Annotated in this window: 13 protein-coding genes and 1 tRNA gene; 7 read left to right on the forward strand and 7 right to left on the reverse strand. The window is 42.5% G+C overall.

The window, feature by feature from the left end; translation table 11 throughout:
- Positions 1–47 precede the first annotated feature (47 nt).
- The gene (locus F9817_RS04215; protein ID WP_161153713.1) at positions 48–1,319 is read right to left on the reverse strand and encodes an NRAMP family divalent metal transporter; all 1,272 of its coding nucleotides are present in this window, start codon (positions 1,317–1,319) and stop codon (positions 48–50) included.
- Positions 1,320–1,758: 439 nt separating this feature from the next.
- Here F9817_RS04215 and rluA point away from each other — a divergent pair, with 439 nt between their 5' ends.
- Both rluA and F9817_RS04225 read left to right on the forward strand, forming a co-directional pair.
- Positions 1,759–2,496, forward strand: coding sequence for a bifunctional tRNA pseudouridine(32) synthase/23S rRNA pseudouridine(746) synthase RluA (gene rluA / locus F9817_RS04220; protein WP_161153714.1), 738 nt, complete (start codon positions 1,759–1,761; stop codon positions 2,494–2,496).
- Positions 2,497–2,538: 42 nt separating this feature from the next.
- Positions 2,539–3,501 (forward strand): D-2-hydroxyacid dehydrogenase, encoded by a 963-nt coding sequence (locus tag F9817_RS04225; RefSeq protein WP_161153715.1) that lies wholly within the window; start codon positions 2,539–2,541, stop codon positions 3,499–3,501.
- A gap of 81 nt (positions 3,502–3,582) precedes the next feature.
- Here the strand turns inward: F9817_RS04225 and F9817_RS04230 are convergent, their stop codons facing one another.
- The 3 genes from F9817_RS04230 to pepA form a co-directional block, all read right to left on the reverse strand.
- Positions 3,583–6,444 carry a valine--tRNA ligase gene (locus F9817_RS04230; protein ID WP_161153716.1) on the reverse strand — a complete coding sequence of 954 codons (2,862 nt, stop codon included), beginning with the start codon at positions 6,442–6,444 and terminating at the stop codon, positions 3,583–3,585.
- A gap of 91 nt (positions 6,445–6,535) precedes the next feature.
- A complete protein-coding gene (locus F9817_RS04235; protein WP_161153717.1) occupies positions 6,536–6,985 on the reverse strand; it encodes a DNA polymerase III subunit chi in 450 nt (149 codons plus the stop codon).
- 59 nt (positions 6,986–7,044) lie between these two features.
- The gene (gene pepA, locus F9817_RS04240) at positions 7,045–8,553 is read right to left on the reverse strand and encodes a leucyl aminopeptidase (protein ID WP_161153718.1); all 1,509 of its coding nucleotides are present in this window, start codon (positions 8,551–8,553) and stop codon (positions 7,045–7,047) included.
- A gap of 191 nt (positions 8,554–8,744) precedes the next feature.
- Between pepA and lptF the strand changes: the two genes are divergently transcribed.
- The 3 genes from lptF (at position 8,745) to F9817_RS04255 (ending at position 12,325) form a co-directional block, all read left to right on the forward strand.
- Positions 8,745–9,848 (forward strand): LPS export ABC transporter permease LptF, encoded by a 1,104-nt coding sequence (gene lptF, locus F9817_RS04245; protein ID WP_161153719.1) that lies wholly within the window; start codon positions 8,745–8,747, stop codon positions 9,846–9,848.
- Positions 9,849–9,851: 3 nt separating this feature from the next.
- Positions 9,852–10,922, forward strand: a complete 1,071-nt coding sequence (gene lptG / locus F9817_RS04250) for an LPS export ABC transporter permease LptG (protein WP_161153720.1) — start codon at positions 9,852–9,854, stop codon at positions 10,920–10,922.
- Between the two features lie 290 nt (positions 10,923–11,212).
- Complete coding sequence (locus F9817_RS04255) at positions 11,213–12,325, forward strand: glycerol dehydrogenase (protein WP_161153721.1); 1,113 nt, start codon at positions 11,213–11,215, stop codon at positions 12,323–12,325.
- Positions 12,326–12,396: 71 nt separating this feature from the next.
- Here F9817_RS04255 and F9817_RS04260 read toward each other — a convergent pair whose 3' ends face one another.
- From F9817_RS04260 to F9817_RS04270, 3 genes are read right to left on the reverse strand one after another with little or no spacing between them, the layout of a single operon-like run.
- Positions 12,397–14,118 (reverse strand): ArnT family glycosyltransferase, encoded by a 1,722-nt coding sequence (locus F9817_RS04260; protein ID WP_161153722.1) that lies wholly within the window; start codon positions 14,116–14,118, stop codon positions 12,397–12,399.
- On the reverse strand, positions 14,111–14,785 hold the full coding sequence (locus F9817_RS04265) for a TVP38/TMEM64 family protein (RefSeq protein ID WP_161153723.1): 675 nt from the start codon (positions 14,783–14,785) through the stop codon (positions 14,111–14,113). Before F9817_RS04265 ends, F9817_RS04260 begins: the two co-directional genes overlap by 8 nt.
- A complete protein-coding gene (locus tag F9817_RS04270) occupies positions 14,772–15,527 on the reverse strand; it encodes a glycosyltransferase family 2 protein (protein WP_161153724.1) in 756 nt (251 codons plus the stop codon). Before F9817_RS04270 ends, F9817_RS04265 begins: the two co-directional genes overlap by 14 nt.
- A 319-nt stretch (positions 15,528–15,846) precedes the next feature.
- On the opposite strand from F9817_RS04270, the gene F9817_RS04275 reads away from it, so the two are divergent.
- Positions 15,847–15,931 (forward strand) — tRNA-Leu (locus F9817_RS04275).
- Between the two features lie 578 nt (positions 15,932–16,509).
- Positions 16,510–17,775, forward strand: coding sequence for a cyclic di-GMP phosphodiesterase (locus F9817_RS04280; RefSeq protein WP_161153725.1), 1,266 nt, complete (start codon positions 16,510–16,512; stop codon positions 17,773–17,775).
- Positions 17,776–18,372 lie beyond the last annotated feature (597 nt).

The following is an 18,372-nucleotide window of genomic DNA, read 5'->3' on the forward strand; positions in this document are numbered from 1 at the left end:
CGTTTTTAAGCGAAGGCCTTTTTTGTTGGTTATTATTTTTTGAGGGTTTATAGGAACCACTTCCACCAAATAAACACGGCAAGAAAACCAAATAGATAGACCAGACCCAGTATAGAAAGTGATTTTAATTTAGGTCCGACTGCGAGCGCTTTTGGTAACTCTGTTCGAGTCACTAAAATGTAGTTCAACAGAGCAAAGATTGGCGTTGTCATGAATGCTAAAATCATTGCGAAATTAAGCATTGGTAGTAGTGCTGACGTGAAGAACAATACGATGGCGACAGCAAGTACTGACACGAGTAGCATCCAACCTTGGAATGCTTTCTGAGAAGACGTTTCTTTTTTCGTTAGCAATCGTTGTGATTCGTTGAGAACGCGGGAGTAACCATCAATAACAGTAATGGTGCTACCGAAGATACAGAAAAATGCGATAACAGCGATTAAGTAGCGTGACCATTCACCAATGGTTGATGCATATAGGCCAACTAACTGGTGGGTAAAACCAACCCCCGATTTCGCTAACGGCACTCCATTTCCGTGTAATACGATGGCTCCGAGGGCTAAAAAGACTAGGGCCAGTAACGCAGTACTAATGTAGCCGACGTTAAAATCAAACAATGCGGATTTTGGGGTCACCTCGGTTTCTTTAGATTGGTTTTTTAACCACATCGAAGTAATACTCGTTACTTCAATTGGGGCTGGCATCCATCCCATTGTCACGACTAAGAATCCGATTGCCGCCATTGTCCACGGTGATGGTGTATCCGTAACAACATGAGCCGGTTCTGGACTACCTACCGCACAGACTAGTGCCAGTAAGGTACTGATAGTTAATACCGCCATGATGATTTTTGAGAGTGCATCAAGCGCCTTGTAATGGCCTGCAAATAGAATGACTAAGCAGGTGATCAAAATAATGATGCTGAGTGTGCCCATGGAAAGCTGAAAAGGGATGAAGTAGCTCAACAAGCTGGCAGTAAATAGCAGTAATGCTGCTGTGTTAACGACAGCGGACACTGCACTTAATACGAAAAATAGCCATAAATATGGACGACCCATATTGGCGTACCCTTCAACCAAACTTTTGTTGGTGCCCATCGTGAATTGAACGCCAGCACGGAAAAATGGATATTTAAATAGGTTTACCAGCAGGATAAGAATGGCAAGTTGCCAACCATAAATAGCACCAGCTTTGGTTGAGGCAACAAGGTGTGAGCCCCCAACAGCCGCGGCTGCCATCATAATACCAGGCCCTAAAGATTGAACAGTTTTGGCAATAGCCCCGCGCTTTTGCGTGGAGTATGGAACAGCATTCTCCATGTGGATTCCTTTACATTCTTTGCATGACTCAAGAGCTTTTGAAAGAGCTTCTTTTCTATCTTGATGCGAACGATTGAAACATATTCAGCTAAAGTGTCAATCAATATGTACACTTGGGCTAAAATAAATTTTTTATTAGTATTTAATGTTAAAAAATACCTATATTTGGTGTTATAAACTACTTTTTCGAGCCGTTTCACACTGGTATGGAAGGCTTAAGTTGAGTTGGTAACCTTTTATGCGAGGTTTTATATGATTATTGTAAATTATATTTTACAGTGGTAGGGATGCTTTCACGGTGGGAGATGTTTGAGGTTGGGGGATTCTCTGGTGTTGAAATAGCGCTAATAAGGCGAGGGTTACCTAGTGTATTGGTCAGGGAGATAAGTATATAATGCGGCGTTTTTATTTCCTTAACCTGTAATAAGAGTAAACAGCCATGGCTATGACTGAGTATCATCCACCGACCGATCCTTGGATTGATGTGGTATACGAAGATAAGTACATTCTTGCAGTAAACAAGCCATCGGGGTTATTGTCTGTACCTGGTCGATTAGAAGAACACTATGACAGTATGTGGAGTCGATTAGTGGCTGAGTATCCAGAGATTCAAGTGGTACATCGGTTGGACATGTCTACGTCAGGATTAATGGTCTTTGCCAAAGATAAACATTCTGAATCTGCATTGAAGAAGCAGTTTCAGTATCGTCTGACTCATAAAATCTACTATGCGCGCGTTTGGGGACATCTTGAACAAGATGAAGGAGAGATCGACCTCCCTTTGATTTGTGATTGGCCTAATCGACCAAAACAAAAAGTATGTTTTGAAGACGGTAAACCGTCGAAGACGATTTACCAAGTAGTAAAAAAAGAAGCGCAAACCTCTGTCGTACGTCTATTGCCGGTAACAGGACGTTCTCATCAACTGCGTGTCCACATGCTGGCAATCGGCCATCCTATTGTTGGTGATGAGTTTTACGCCCACCAAGAAGCGATCGATTTTACCCATCGGCTGGAATTACATGCTGCAGAGCTGAGTTTTTACCATCCACACAGTCATTGGTTGCGTTCCATATTCGTTCCATGTGATTTCTATCCAGAGGCACGAGAAGAAATCTTCGAGCATTTTGATGCTGAGAGACAATTACCCGATTATAAAACGCTCCCTCGCCCGTAATGAATGACAATCGGTGGGGAGTGAATAAGCAAGGAGCTATTGATGTCACAACCTACCGTGGTTTTTTTAGATAGAGCGACGATTCCAGAGCAGATTATTCTCCCTCAACTAAAAATGGATCATATTTGGCGAGAATATGATTTTACGAGTCCAGAATTAACCTTAGAACGTAGCCTAGGTGCACAGGTCTTAATTTCCAATAAAGTGGTTCTTAATGCCGATATCTTGTCCCAACTCCCAGAGCTCAAATTAATCGCGGTGTGTGCGACGGGAGTAAATAATGTCGATCTCGACTATTGTGCTGCTCATGGTATCGCTGTAACCAATATTCAAGGTTATGCGACTCAGTGTGTTCCTGAACATGTTGTTGCGATGATGTTTGCTTTGAGGCGTAACCTGAAAGGGTACCATCAAGATATTGAGGCTGGCGAGTGGCAACGTAATAAGCAGTTTTGTTTCTTCACTCACCCCATTGGTGATATTGCAGGCTCAACACTAGGTATTATTGGTGGCGGCGTGCTAGGACAAGCCATGGCTCAGCTTGCTAAAGCATTGGGGATGAAGGTTATCTTTGCTGAACATAAAGGTTCGTCAACATGTCGTTCTGGCTACATGCCATTTCAGGATGTTCTTCAGCAATCTGATATTCTTACCCTACATTGCCCGTTAACGGAGCAGACGCGTAATTTGATTGGTAGAGATGAATTCACGCAGATGAAGTCCAGTGCCATTTTAATCAATACCGGGCGTGGTGGGCTAGTGGATGAGAGTGCTCTTGTTGAGGCACTAGAACAGGGATATATTGCTGGAGCTGGGGTGGATGTCTTTACTCAAGAACCTGCGGATGAGGGTAATCCGCTCATAGCGAATGCGCAGTTACCTAATCTATTATTGACGCCTCATGTGGCATGGGGCAGTGATTCCGCTATCACCAAGCTTGTTGGTATTTTAATCGATAATATTGATGGTTATTTTTCAGGACATGAACAGAATCGCGTTATCTAATTACCGATTAATTCACCTCAAGAGCTAGACAATTTAAAAAAGGCAGCCGAAGCTGCCTTTTTTCATTTCTAAACAAGAAGATTACAGTGCTGCGATAGTCACTTTCTGTTCTTCAAGTTTTGCCAGGGTATCTTTGTAGCCTTGCAGTTTTTCACGCTCTTTTGCTACAACCGCTTCAGGTGCTTTTGCAACGAAACCTTCGTTACCTAGTTTACCTTCGATACGTTTGATTTCACCTTGAGTCTTAGCAATTTCTTTTGCTAGACGATCCAGCTCAGCGTCTTTGTCAATCAGTCCAGCCATCGGGATAAGCAGCTCTGATTTTCCAACTAGCGCTGTTGCACATGCTGGTAATGTTTCATTATCAGCAATCACGCGTACGCTTTCTAGTTTCGCAAGAGACACTAGAACTTGTGTGCACGTTTCTAGGCGGTTTGCATCTACGTCGTTAGCTGCTTTCAACATCACTTCTAGCGGTTTACCAGGGTTAATGTCGTATTCTGCACGTAGGTTACGAATGCTAGTGATGAATGATTTAACCCATTCAATATCGTCTAGCGCTTCTTGGTGGAAGTTTGCTTCGTTGTACTGTGGTAGCGCTTGAAGCATGATGGTTTCACCAGATACGCCTTCAACAAGAGGTTTTACACTTTGCCAAATGGTTTCAGTGATGTATGGAATCACTGGGTGCGCTAGGCGAAGCGTTTTCTCTAGAACGGTAATCAGTGTACGACGAGTTGCGCGTTGCTGAGCTTCTGTACCTTTCCATAGAACCGGTTTAGTTAGCTCTAGGTACCAGTCACAGAATTGGTTCCAAATAAATTCGTACAGCGTGTTCGCTGCCATATCAAGACGGTAGTTATCGATATGCTCATTGAATGCTTTTGCAGCCAATTCAAATTGAGATTCGATCCATTTGTCTGCTAGTGAGTACTCAAGCTCAGCGCCTGCAGCAAAGCCACAATCTTGCTCTTGAGTATTCATAAATACGTAACGGCTTGCGTTCCACAGCTTGTTACAGAAGTTACGGTAACCTTCTAGGCGCTTCATATCCCAGTTGATATCACGACCTGTCGATGCCATTGCTGCAAGGGTAAAGCGCAGTGCGTCTGTACCGTATGGTTCAATACCGTTTTCAAAGGTCTTACGAGTATTTTTCTCAATCTTCGCTGCCAATTGAGGCTGCATCATGTTGCCAGTACGCTTAGTCACTAGAGACTCAAGATCGATACCGTCAATCATGTCGATTGGGTCAAGTACGTTACCTTTCGATTTCGACATTTTGTCGCCGTTTTCGTCACGGATTAAACCAGTTACGTAAACGGTTTTGAAAGGTACTTGTGGTTTGTCGTTTTCATCTTTGATGAAGTGCATGGTCATCATGATCATGCGAGCAACCCAGAAGAAGATAATATCGAAACCGGTTACTAGCACTTCCGTTGGATGGAAGGTGGTAAGATCTGGCGTTTGTTCTGGCCAACCTTGAGTACCGAAAGTCCATAGTGCTGAAGAGAACCAAGTATCAAGTACATCATCATCTTGACGCAGAGCAACATCTGCAGCGATGTTATTCTCTTGACGAACTTCTTCTTCGTTACGACCAACGTACACGTTTCCTTGGTCGTCATACCATGCAGGGATACGGTGACCCCACCATAGCTGACGAGAGATACACCAATCTTGAATGTCGCGCATCCAAGAGAAGTACATGTTCTCGTATTGTTGTGGTACAAATTGGATGTCACCATCTTCAACGGCTTTGATCGCTGGTTCTGCGAGAGGAGCAGTGCGAACATACCATTGGTCAGTCAGCATTGGTTCAATAACCACACCGCCACGATCGCCGTAAGGGATCGTTAGGTCATGATCTTTAATTTCAACCAGAAGACCAAGCTGTTCGAACTCAGCGACAATCGCTTTACGTGCAGCAAAACGTTCAACACCTTGATAACGCTCAGGGATCTCAGTCGAGTAAGCATCACTTGCTTCACCTTTAGCTGTGAATACTTCAGCAGCGTCACGTACGTTCGCATCTAAAGTGAAGATGTTGATCATTGGCAGATTATGACGTTTACCCACTTCGTAGTCGTTAAAGTCATGAGCTGGTGTGATTTTTACACAGCCTGTGCCTTTTTCCATATCGGCGTGTTCGTCACCTACGATTGGGATGCGACGATCAACGATAGGAAGTAAGATTTCTTTACCAATGAGATCTTTGTAACGTGGATCTTCTGGGTTAACAGCAACACCAGTATCCCCAAGCATGGTTTCTGGACGAGTCGTTGCAACGACGATGTAGTCTTTACCTTCCGCAGTTTTTGCCCCATCAGCAAGAGGGTAGCGGAAGTGCCACATGTGACCTTTTTTGTCTTTGTTTTCAACTTCAAGATCAGAAATCGCAGTGTGCAGTTTTGGATCCCAGTTAACGAGGCGTTTACCACGGTAGATAAGGTCTTCTTTAAATAGGCGTACAAACACTTCTTGTACCGCATTAGAGAAGCCTTCATCCATAGTGAAGCGTTCACGATCCCAGTCAACAGAAGCACCTAGACGACGAAGCTGGCGAGTGATGTTACCACCGGATTCGCCTTTCCATTCCCAAATTTTGTCGATGAATGCTTCGCGACCGTAGTCGTGCTTGGTTTTCTCTTCTTCTGCGGAAATTTTACGTTCCACAACCATTTGAGTTGCGATACCAGCATGGTCAGTACCGACTTGCCACAAAGTGTTGTTGCCTTTCATACGCTGACAACGAATCAGAGTATCCATAATGGTGTCTTGGAATGCGTGACCCATATGCAGGCTACCAGTGACATTCGGTGGCGGAATGACGATGCTGTAAGCAGGTTTTGAGGTGTCACCGTGAGGCTTAAAGTAGCCTTGTTCTTCCCAAGTCTTATACAGATCTTGTTCGATAGATGTTGGGTTATATGTCTTTTCCATAGTGCTCTTAAATGGATACTTTAATGGTTAATCAGTTAATCTTTATAAGTGAGTTCTCTGGTGAAGAGAGCTTAACTATAAGGATGAACTGCTACGGATATTGGATCTCGATAGTCTGCAGTTGGTATCCTGCTTGTCGATAGAGTTTATATCGTTCACGAGCCCGTTGTTTGGCATTTTCTTCACAAGGGACGAAGTCTATCACTTCAGCGAAGTTCTGCGCAAAGGTTGTCTGATTATCAGCCAAATTTATTATGAGTTGGCGATGGTAAGACGGCTTTACTTTTTGATGACCAATTTCAATATGAGTGCCATATTTCGGGCCTTCCCCCACTAAATTATGTGCAATAAAATCATGTGGTTCGGTTTGCCAAAATCTCTCTGCATAATGTTCTGCTTGGTCTTTATCGTGGCATTGTAGGTACACTTTGGCACCTTGATGAGCAAAATGACGCGTCAGAAACAGCACGTAGTCTTCAAAGCCTAGTTGCTCGGCTTGAGGAGTATCTTGTTGTACGATGTAAAACGTCGCCATTGCCATTGGAAATACCTTAAAAGAACGATACAAAAAAGGGCCTGACGGCCCTTTATAAAACGTTGTTACTCTTCGTTTTCTTGGCCACTACGGTTAAGTAGGAATTGGACAAGTAAAGAGACGGGACGTCCCGTTGAGCCTTTAGCTGCACCAGATTTCCATGCGGTACCCGCAATGTCAATGTGTGCCCAGTTATATTTCTTAGCAAATTTTGATAAGAAACAGCCTGCGGTGATAGCACCAGCTGGGCGGCCACCAATATTAGCCATGTCCGCAAATGGACTCTTGAGCTGTTCTTGGTATTCATCCGTAATTGGTAAGCGCCATGCACGGTCACTTGCCTGTTCTGATGCACTAATGATCTCGTGTGCTAATGGGTTATGGTTACTCATTACACCACTTAAGTGATGGCCTAGTGCCATCACGCACGCACCCGTTAGAGTGGCTACATCAACGACACAATCAGGTTCATAACGCTCAACGTAAGTTAGCGCATCACACAATACTAAACGACCTTCAGCATCAGTGTTTAGTACTTCAACGGTTTGACCTGACATAGTGGTTAATATGTCACCCGGACGATAGGCGTTGCTGCCTGGCATGTTCTCACAACCTGCAAGCACACCAATAACGTTGATGGGTAGATTCATTTGTGCCAGCGCTTTCATCGCGCCAAAGACTGAGGCTGCACCACACATGTCATATTTCATTTCATCCATAGCAGCGCCAGGTTTAATAGAAATACCGCCTGAATCGAAAGTTAGGCCTTTACCAACCAGTACAATAGGTTTGGCATCCTTATCAGGATTACCTTTGTATTCGATCACTGACATCATGGATTCATTTTTTGAACCACGACCGACAGCTAGGTAAGAATACATCCCCAGTTTATCCATTTCAGCTTCGCCAATGATCTTCGTGGTGATCGTTTCGTAATCATCAGCAAGACGGCGAGCCTGCGAAGCAAGATAAGCCGGGTTGGCTACGTTTGGTGGCATATTGCCAAGATCTTTACACGATTTAACACCAGAAGCGATCGCCAGACCGTGAGATATGGCTTTTTCACCGAGGTTTAATTCACGGCGAGTCGGCACATTGAATACGAGTTTACGTAGCGGACGACGGGTTTCTGGTTTAACCGTTTTAAATTGATCGAAGGTATATAAACCATCTTTGGTCGCTTCAACTGCTTGGCGTACTTTCCAATAGGTATCACGACCTTTAACGTGCAGTTCCGTTAGGAAGCAGACGGCTTCCATTGAACCCGTTTCGTTAAGGGTGCTGATGGTTTTTTGAATGATTTCTTTATATTGACGCTCACCCAGTTCGCGCTCTTTACCACAACCTACGAGTAAAACGCGTTCGGACAGAACACCTGGAACTTGATGCAGCAGTAGCATCTGACCTGGCTTACCTTCTAAATCACCGCGACGAAGCAATGAACTCAGGTAACCATCACTGATTTTATCAAGTTGTTCTGCAACTGGAGAAAGGCGACGTGGTTCGAATACACCCACAACGATACAAGCGCTACGTTGTTTCTCCGGGCTGCCACTTTTTACACTGAACTCCATGCGTACTCCTACATCCTAAAGACAAATAGAACTAAATGTTGGATAATGCACTCTTACTTGTTGAATCCCTATAGGGAACTACCTTTAAATATGGAGTGCTAACAAATAGTGAAAATTTCAAAAATAAAAGGTTCAACGAGAAATTATAGTGATTCAACCAAAAAAACAAGTTTTGTATAGGTAATTTCAGCGTGATTATTGTCCGATATTTGATCCGCGAGACACTAAAGAGTCAATTTGCCATCTTTTTTGTGCTCTTTTTAGTGTTTCTGAGCCAGAAGTTTATTCGAGTTTTGGCTGATGCTTCAGATGGTGAAATTCCTGCACGAATGATTTTATCGATCGTGGGTTTGAATATGCCATCGATGGGGCTTTTAATGCTTCCATTGAGCTTGTACATAGGTATTTTGCTGACCTTCGGTCGTTTATATGCGGAAAGTGAAATTACCGTCATGAACGCGACCGGGATCGGTAACAAATTTCTGATCCGTGCTGCTTTGTCGTTAGCATTAATTACATCGACAGCTGCTGCGTTTAACTCATGGTGGCTTTCTCCATGGTGCCAAGACAAAGTCGCGCAATTGATGGAGCAACTCTCTTCAGAAAACAGCGTCGATTTGCTACAGAAAGGGCAATTCCAACGTTCACCTGATGGTTCATCTGTCGTATTTATCGACGACATTGATAATAAGAAATTATCCAATGTCTTTGTGGCACAGCTTGCTCCACGCGACTCTATTTTACCGAGCGTGATGTTCTCAGATTCAGGTGAAGTAAAAGAGTTAAGTGATGGTCGCCAAGTAATCAACATGTATAACGGGACTCGTTATGAAGGGGTTCCGACACAACTGAACTACATGATTACTACGTTTGATCAATACCAAGGTTTAATTGGTCAACGAGAAGTGAAACATGAGGATCGCGACTGGGAAGCAATACCAACCATGCAGTTGCTCCATGACTCCAATCCAAAAGCACAGGCTGAACTGCAATGGCGTATTTCGCTGGTGGTGTGTATTCCAATTTTAACCATGCTTGTCGTCCCTTTATCGGCAGTTAACCCTCGCCAAGGTCGTTTTGCGAAAATGGGGCCGGCAATCTTTATTTATCTGGTGTATTTCCTTGCGATTAGTGCCACGAAGTCAGCGTTAGAAGATGGCGCGATACCTGCAATTGTGGGAATGTGGCCAATTAATGCTGGCTTATTGGTTGCAGCATTGATCGTGAACTCACTAGATAGTCTTGCAGTGAGAAAGTTCAAAGATAAACTCCGACAAAAGAAAAAGGTAGCGTAAGTCGTGTTTAAAATTTTAGATGTTTATATAGGCCGAACTATCATTTCAACATCCATGATGGTTTTGATGACCTTTGTCGGGCTGTCTGGAATTATCAAATACGTTGATCAATTGCGCAAAGTCGGCAAGGGGACGTATGACTTACTCGGTGCTCTATATTTTGTGATTTTGAGTATCCCGCGTGACATCGAAATGTTCTTTCCAATGGCTGCTTTACTCGGAGCATTGATTGGTTTGGGGATGTTGGCTTCCAGCTCTGAATTAGTCGTTATGCAAGCCGCGGGTTATTCCAAACTGCAAATTGGTGTCTCTGTACTTAAAACGGCAGTGCCTTTGATGATCATCATTACGCTGTTGGGTGAATGGGGGGCTCCTCAAGCTCAAAAATTGGCTCGAGATATGCGCGCATTTGAAACGTCTGGCGGTAAAATTCTATCAGTACAAACAGGGGTTTGGGCTCGAGATGCCAATGATTTTATTTTCATTACTAAGATTAATGACGATAAATTATATGGCGTGAATATGTGGCGTTTTAATGATGATAAAAAATTAACGGAAGTGATTTTTGCCAAAGAGGTCGATTACGTCAAAGGCAAACATTGGTTAATGAAAAATGCCACCTTAACTGATATGCGTGACAAGGTAGTTATCTCGAAAAAAACAGTACCTGAATACCCATGGCATACTTCGTTAGAGCCAGATAAATTACAGGTAGTGACGGTTAAACCAGAAGAACTGTCGCTCAGCGGTTTGTATAGTTATGTACATTATCTCAAAGCATCTGAGCAAGATGCATCTCGTTACGATTTAGCGTTTTGGCGTAAAGTGACTCAGCCATTTTCTATTGCAGTTATGATGTTGATGGCGTTGTCATTTATCTTTGGTCCATTACGCTCTGTGACGATGGGGGCGAGAATTTTATCTGGTGTTATCGCTGGGTTTACTTTCTATATCTCTTCAGAGTTTTTCGGCCCGTTAAGTTTAGTGTATGGGTTTCCTCCGGTTATCGGTGCTGTTGCCCCTAGCTTAGTTTTCTTAATGGTTGCGGTAGTGTTGATGAGACGAAAAGCTTAGTTCGTAGATGTCATTATGAGAAAAAGGAAGCGTCGGCTTCCTTTTTCTTTTTAATAAAATGACTATACCTAAGTAACCTCAAGATGCTGTTTCATCGCCCAATCACGTTAAAAGGGAATGACCATTCCTGCCGTGATTGAGCTTGACCTAGGCTCGTTGATGAAGCTCTGAACGCTGTATCTTGAGGTTACTTGGAAATATAAACGTGATTTACGTGCCTGACTTCAAAAATTCAGAATATACCTTTGTTAAAATATGCATGTGCTTTTATAAAAACAAAGGAGTAAGTCGTGAATATCACACCACGCACAGTAACATCCCCTAAAAAATTCTATATAGGGGCAGGATTACTTGCTCAACTTCCTGACTATATTAAAGACTTTGGTAATAACGCCTATATCATTTGTGATGAATTTATTCTGCCGAAAGTAAAAGAAGACGCTATTGCTGCGATAGAAAAAGATAGCGCACTGACTGCAACTGCAGAAAAATTTAATTACGAATGTACCCAAGAAGAAATTAATCGTAATGAAAAGCTCGCTATCGATACCCATGCCAATGTGATTGTTGGTATCGGTGGTGGTAAAACCTTAGACTGCGCCAAAGCGGTAGGTTATCAACAAAAGCTACCCGTTATTTTATACCCAACCATCGCATCCACCGATGCTCCTTGTACAGCTCTCGCGGTTATCTATAAAAACAATGGTGAGTTTGACCATTATCTATTCTTACCGCAAAACCCTGATGCGGTTATTGCCGATACAAATATTATTGCGGGGGCTCCAGCTCGCTTCTTTGCTGCGGGAGTGGGGGATGCGTTAGCCACTTATTTTGAAGCTCGCAGTTGTTATGCTTGCGATGGTGTCAATCTAGTATTGAAAAAACCATCACGAACAGGTCTTGGCTTAGCCAAATTATGTTATGAGCTGTTAAGTGAAAATGTCGAAGCGGCAATGGATGCGTTGAAAAACAAAATCACGACTCCAGCTTTGGAACAAACTATTGAAGCGACAATTTACTTAAGTGGTGTTGGTGCTGAAGCGGGTGGTTTAGCAGCTGCGCATGCGGTGAATAATGGGATGTCTGCGGTACCAGATTTACACAAGGCTCAACATGGTGAGAAAGTGGTGTTTGGCCTGCTGACTCAACTCGTGTTAGAAAATGCCCCTAAAGCTGAAATTGATGAAGTGGTTCGAATTGTGAAAACAGTCGGTTTGCCTTTAACTCTCGAAGATATGGGGTTAACTAAATTCGTTGAAGCGGAATGGCGTAAAGTTGCAGCTATCGCCTGTGATAAAGATGACACCATGGGCAATATGCAAAAACCTGTGTCAGAAGATGAGTTATATAATGCTATGATTGCAGCTAACAATATGGCTCATCGTTATAAAGAAAGCGCATAAATCATTCATTGTATGCTTGATAAAACTAACCCCAGCTTTGGCTGGGGTTAGTTATTTTTTGATCTGGATAATTAGTCAGTGACGGCATGTTTTGCAAAAGGCATCACATATCGTTTTACTTTGGTCGGTTCATCACAGTTCGGTAGAATACTATCTCGATCAAATAGATACCAATCACGGCGGTGAGCTTCACCAATGTATTTGGCTTTGTCGGCATCAAAGCAAACAAGGCCTTCATTATCTCTACCTATGACATAGCGATTAGGATGCTCCTGAATCCAACGCCATGCATTTCGATATTGATCTTCTACTGGAGCTAAATAGCTAAACTGAGTTAATTCTACGGGTGAGTACAACAAGAATTGCTCACGGTAATTAACGATGGCAAGCTGGCCATTAGGGCCGATGGCATTGGCGGCATTTTCCATTACGTCTTTAGCAGGGGTTCGGATGGGATCCAAAAGTACGTATCCCCAAGAGCTGTATAATATCCAAGTTGTAGCCATTAAAGCACCGAACTGACAGATAGCTTGCTTGTGATGCATGAACCAATTGATGGCAAACCAAATCACACCTACCGCAATAAAGAATATTGCGAATCCAGTAATGTTAGGGTTGTCACCAAGATTTTTTATCAGCCCTTTGTTGTGGTTAAGAAGCAAAATGGCAATAACAAAGAAAGCCAGATTAAAAATCCAACACACGCCTTTGATCAATCGTTGTATCCAACGTTCAACAGATTGTTCGCTAATCCATTGTGAGAAACAAAGGGCGAGCATTGGCACGGCTGGTAAAATATAAACTCCACGCTTACCTGGACTCATACTAAAGAAAAAGACGACCAGTACTACCCAAATGAGCAGTGAGCGAACGACCTTATCATCATGGTATTTCTTCCAGAAACTTTTACTAAATAGGAAAAGGGACATAGGAAACCAAAAGCCCGGAATGACTTCAAGAATGAAGTGATACCAAGGTTTTAGATGTGTCCATGAATCTGCATAACGCTCTGCCGTTTGTTTAAACAAAATATTGTCGCGGTAAGCTATGTAATCAGGGTTATGGCTGACTTCAACCCAATGAAGCATGGGAAAAAACCAAGCAGATAGGACTAATAGCATACAGATGATGCCGAATAGAATTTCTCCAACAGCTCGTTTTGCCGAAGTTTGACCACCGCGAATACTGTAAGTGAGTGCAGGGATTAAAAAGAAGATAGGTAAGAAACCGACTCCTTTCGTGATGATACCCAGCCCCATGAATGCCCAACTAATGCCGTACCAAAACCAACTTTGTTTGATAAAGTAGTGGCGGATAAAACCATACATGGCCACTGTGATCCAGCAAGTAACCATGGCATCGATTTGAGCACTTTTCGCTTGCAAGACAAATTGTGGGATCGTCAGTAGTAATAAAAACGCATTACGGGCAACTCGAACATTCCATAGTTTTGCTGCAATGTCGTAAACACATACTAGGGTGAGTAATCCAGCTAAAGCATTAGGAATAAGGAACGACCAATAAATACTTTTGGTCAGCCAGTAAAAAAAAGCAATCGCCCACATGAAAATAGGCGGTTTATCGGGATAAAGTTCCCCCCCTCGAAGCGGAAAAAACCAATTGCCAGATACAACCATTTCTTTGGCCGCTTCAGCAAAACGAGGTTCATCTGCAGGCCAAGGTCCTCTGAGCCCGATCCCCATTGCAATAATAACAAAAGCAAAAATGAGTAGCAGAGAAAGGACTTTATGATAGTCGTCGCTATAGAAACGGTCCGATAAGGATTTAAACATTGGAGTGGTCTCCTAAACGATCGGAAGATTTTGTCGATTGTTTATAATTTCGATATAGACGGTGTGTTAATAACATACTGACAATACCTAATAAAATACTCACAATTAATTGCCATTCAGAGGCTGAACCGACCCCAGAACCGGCGAGAGCAAAGATAAAAGTTTGCGGAAAATACCCAAGTAATGAAGCAAGCATAAATGATAAAAGTCGAATACCCGTTACCCCTGAAAGTAAATTGGTAAACAAATTACTCCCAATAGGGAAGGTTCTAAGGAGTAACACTTTTGTGAATGGTTGAACTTCTATAAAGCGTTTGAACTTTTCATAACGCCTTCCCATTTTCTTGATCAATGCTTGTCTAAAAACCCAAGAGGCCAAAGTATAGGTGCATACAGCTCCAACAAGAGTACTCAACAGGCAAAGTAAGGTGCCTGATACACTGCCGAATGCGAAACCAAACGTAAACGCAATGAGCTGCCTTGGACCTCCACAAGCAGTAAATACTGCCCCGAAAGACAAGAGAAGTATTAATCCAGAAAAACCAGTTTGATGAACATAATTGGCAATCCAGTTTTTATCCGCTATATGTTGCCAGATATCACTATCTGAAGCTGCGTAAACAGCGATACATAAAAGCAATAAAAAGAGAATTTTAAATATCTTCATTCTGTTGTTCGCTGTGACTACTGTGCTTTACTTCAATCGTTGGCCACTTTGTTCGTTTACGCAGCCACATTACGCCAATCATATCGACAATGCCGACCCATAGTCGGTTCCAAACATTATATTTGGATTCACCTACGGTTCTTTCTCTGTGGTTGACTGGGTGAACGATAACTTCTCCATTCATTCGTCTTATCAACGCAGGCAAAAAACGGTGCATATGGTCAAAATAAGGAAGTAGCAAGAAGGTGTTACGAGGAAATACTTTAAGACCACATCCTGAATCAGGAACACCGTCTCTTAAAAAAAATTGGCGTACAGCATTCGCCACAAGTGATTGAAAGTGCACCCAAGCAGTATCTTTACGCTTATTGCGATATCCAGCGATACAAAAGTGTTCACTATGTAGGGATGAGGCTTTATCTAGCATTGCTAATAGATCCGCAGGGTCGTTTTGACCATCAGCGTCAAGCGTTGCAATCCATTCGCCTTTAGCATGTCTTACGGCTGAATGGACGGCAGTACTTTGCCCACAACTTTTGGGATGATGTAAAAGAGTTAATGCGCAATTGAGGCGTGCAGCTGTTTCGATCGCTTCTTGAGCTGTATTGTCGGTGCTCCCGTCATCGGTGAGCACAACTTCAAAAGAGTGATGATTGACGAGTGCGGTATGAATTTCTTCGATTAAGCGTCCTATATTGCCTTGTTCATTTTTGGCAGGTAATACAACAGAAAGTTTAAGCATATATAAAAGCCGATATCCGATTGATATTTATAGTGTAGTGTATGACGTACTGATGAAGTTAATGTGAAAGTCATACAACCTGACTCATGAATGGGGAGGTATTGTTTATAGTTTTGTTCACCTATAGTAAGGCGATTATGGAAAATGTTGAATGGGAGCGCTTAAATAAATGGGGGATAGATCGCCAAAAAGTAAGAAAAAGAATCGCTTTGGTGAAAATATCGTCAAACGGTAAGTAAATCAGAAAATTACTATTGCACCCGTCAGTTTCTTAGTTATAATGCCAACCATTCGAAAGGGAGTTATCCTTTTCACTGATGCCACTGTGATGGAATTGGTAGACATGACGGATTCAAAATCCGTTGCCTTCGGGCGTGGCGGTTCAAGTCCGCCCAGTGGTACCAAATTATAAAAGAAGCTGCTATTTATAGCGGCTTTTTTTACGCCCAAAATCTGTATCGAATAGAGCGTTGCCTTCGGTGTGGCGGCAGGAATGCCTGTCCAATCAGTCCGCCTAGTGGTATCAAATTAGAAGAAGCTGCTATTTATAGCGGCTTTTTTACGCCCAAAATCTGGAGCGAATAGAACGTTGCCTTCGGTGTGGCGGCAGGAGTGCCTGTCCAATCAGTCCGCCCAGTGGTACCAAATTAGAAGAAGCTGATATTTATAGCGGCTTTTTTTACGCCTAAAATCTGTATCGAATAGAGCGTTGCCTTCGGTGTGGCGGCAGGAATGCCTGTCCAATCAGTCCGCCCAGTGGTACCAAATTAGAAGAAGCTGCTATTTATAGCGGCTTTTTTACTGCTAACTCCATAGAGAATAAAACGTTACTCATCTAGTATGTCGCTTTGAGCTTGTATTCCTTCTCACTCTGAATAATTTATAAAGTGATCTATAGAGATAAATTATCGTAACCCATTACTCCATATTTCATTTCTTATCCTAGACTTACAGCAGTGTTGTTTGAGTTGGGAAAGTAAATGTGGCGAGTATCAAAATAACAGTAGATCGACTACAACCGGGTTTACATATTCGACTACCTGTTAAGTGGAATGATCATCCCTTTCTATTTAATAGCTTTAAAATAAAGTCACAAGATCAGATCACTATGATTCGTCATTTGGGGATCCAGCACGTATTTTTGAATACAAACCAAAGTGATGTTGAACCGCTACCGCCTAAAGCTGAAGAAAATGAAAATGAAGAAAAAGATGTAGAGCAGGAAGCTATATTAGCCGAAGAAGCTGATAAACTTTGGCAAGAAAAGCAAAAACGAATAGAAAGACTGAGTGCTTATCGACGTAAAGTTAGTGCGGTAGAAAAAGAGTTTGAACGTTCATTGTCGCGTATGCGAGCTGTGATGAACAAAATACGTAGTCGCCCAGTTGACGCTGTTAATGAAGCTAGTGTTTTGGTCGAAGATATTGTTGATACTTTATTGAGTGAAGACAATGTGACTTTACATTTAATGAATGGCAAAAGTGAATTCGAGGATATCTATTTTCATTCATTAAACGTTGCCGTCATTTCTATGATGATTGGTAAGGTAAAAGAGTACCCACCAGAAAAGATAAAGCAGTTAGCTTTCGCCGCATTATTTCATGATATGGGAAAAGTCCGAGTCCCAGCTGCTATCGTTAGAAAACAGACGCAATTGACCGCTCCAGAATTGAACTACTTAAAGTTACACACGAAGTATGGACTTGAGCTTGCTGCGAATATAGATAGTTTTCCGGAAACAACGAAAAGAGTGATTGAGCAACACCATGAACTAAATGATGGTTCTGGTTACCCTAACGGTCTAAAAGGAGCAGAGATTGATGAACTAGCACAAATTGTTGCGGTAGCGAATGCTTTCGACAATCTATGTCATCCCAATATTCCTAGTGAACAAAAGATACCCTATATTGCTCTTTCTTATATGTTTAAGAACTGTAAGCATCTTTATGATCCAGAGAATCTAAGTATCTTAGTGAAGTTTATGGGGGTTTTCCCTCCTGGCACTGTCGTCCAGCTCTCTAATGAGATGGTAGGGCTAGTCATTTCTGTTAATGCCAATAACCTGCTATTTCCCAATGTACTTATTTATGATCCCTCAGTACCAAGAAACCAAGCCCCAATAATTGACTTAGCTGATAAGGATATAAAGATAGTGAATGCCATCCTCCCGAATAAACTGCCCGATAAAATTCGTGAATACCTAAACCCACGGGCAAGGGTGTCCTATTTCTTCGAAGGAAATGAGTAGTTATCCACAGCAATCTGTGGGTAAATTGTTTCTTTTTTGAGGGTAAATGGGTATAAAATCCGTTCTGTTGAAACTTTGTTCGAACGCGTTTTTTTTCGATAAAAAAAGCGATTTTCCGCTTGCCAACTTTTAATAACTCCCTATAATGCGCCCTCACTGACACGGCAGACGCCACAAGGCTTCAGCGGTTCAGTAAGAGGATAAGACGCTCGAATGAGAAAGTTGAAAAAAGTGTTTGACACTGACAACGAAATCGCTAGAATGCACCTCCGCTTTGAGAGAANAACTCCCTATAATGCGCCCTCACTGACACGGCAGACGCCACAAGGCTTCAGCGGTTCAGTAAGAGGATAAGACGCTCGAATGAGAAAGTTGAAAAAAGTGTTTGACACTGACAACGAAATCGCTAGAATGCACCTCCGCTTTGAGAGAAAAGTTCTTGAAAAGCAAGCTCTTTAACAATTTAAACCTATCAATCTGTGTGGGCACTCGTTGATGATAATCAAATGAGAAACTTCGGTTTCCAATTGGTTTCAATGAACTGAGTGACCAATCAAGACTTCGGTCTTGGCACAGTCAATTTATTCAGTATTCATT

This window comes from Vibrio eleionomae, from assembly GCF_009874545.1.
Taxonomy (GTDB): domain Bacteria; phylum Pseudomonadota; class Gammaproteobacteria; order Enterobacterales; family Vibrionaceae; genus Vibrio; species Vibrio nitrifigilis.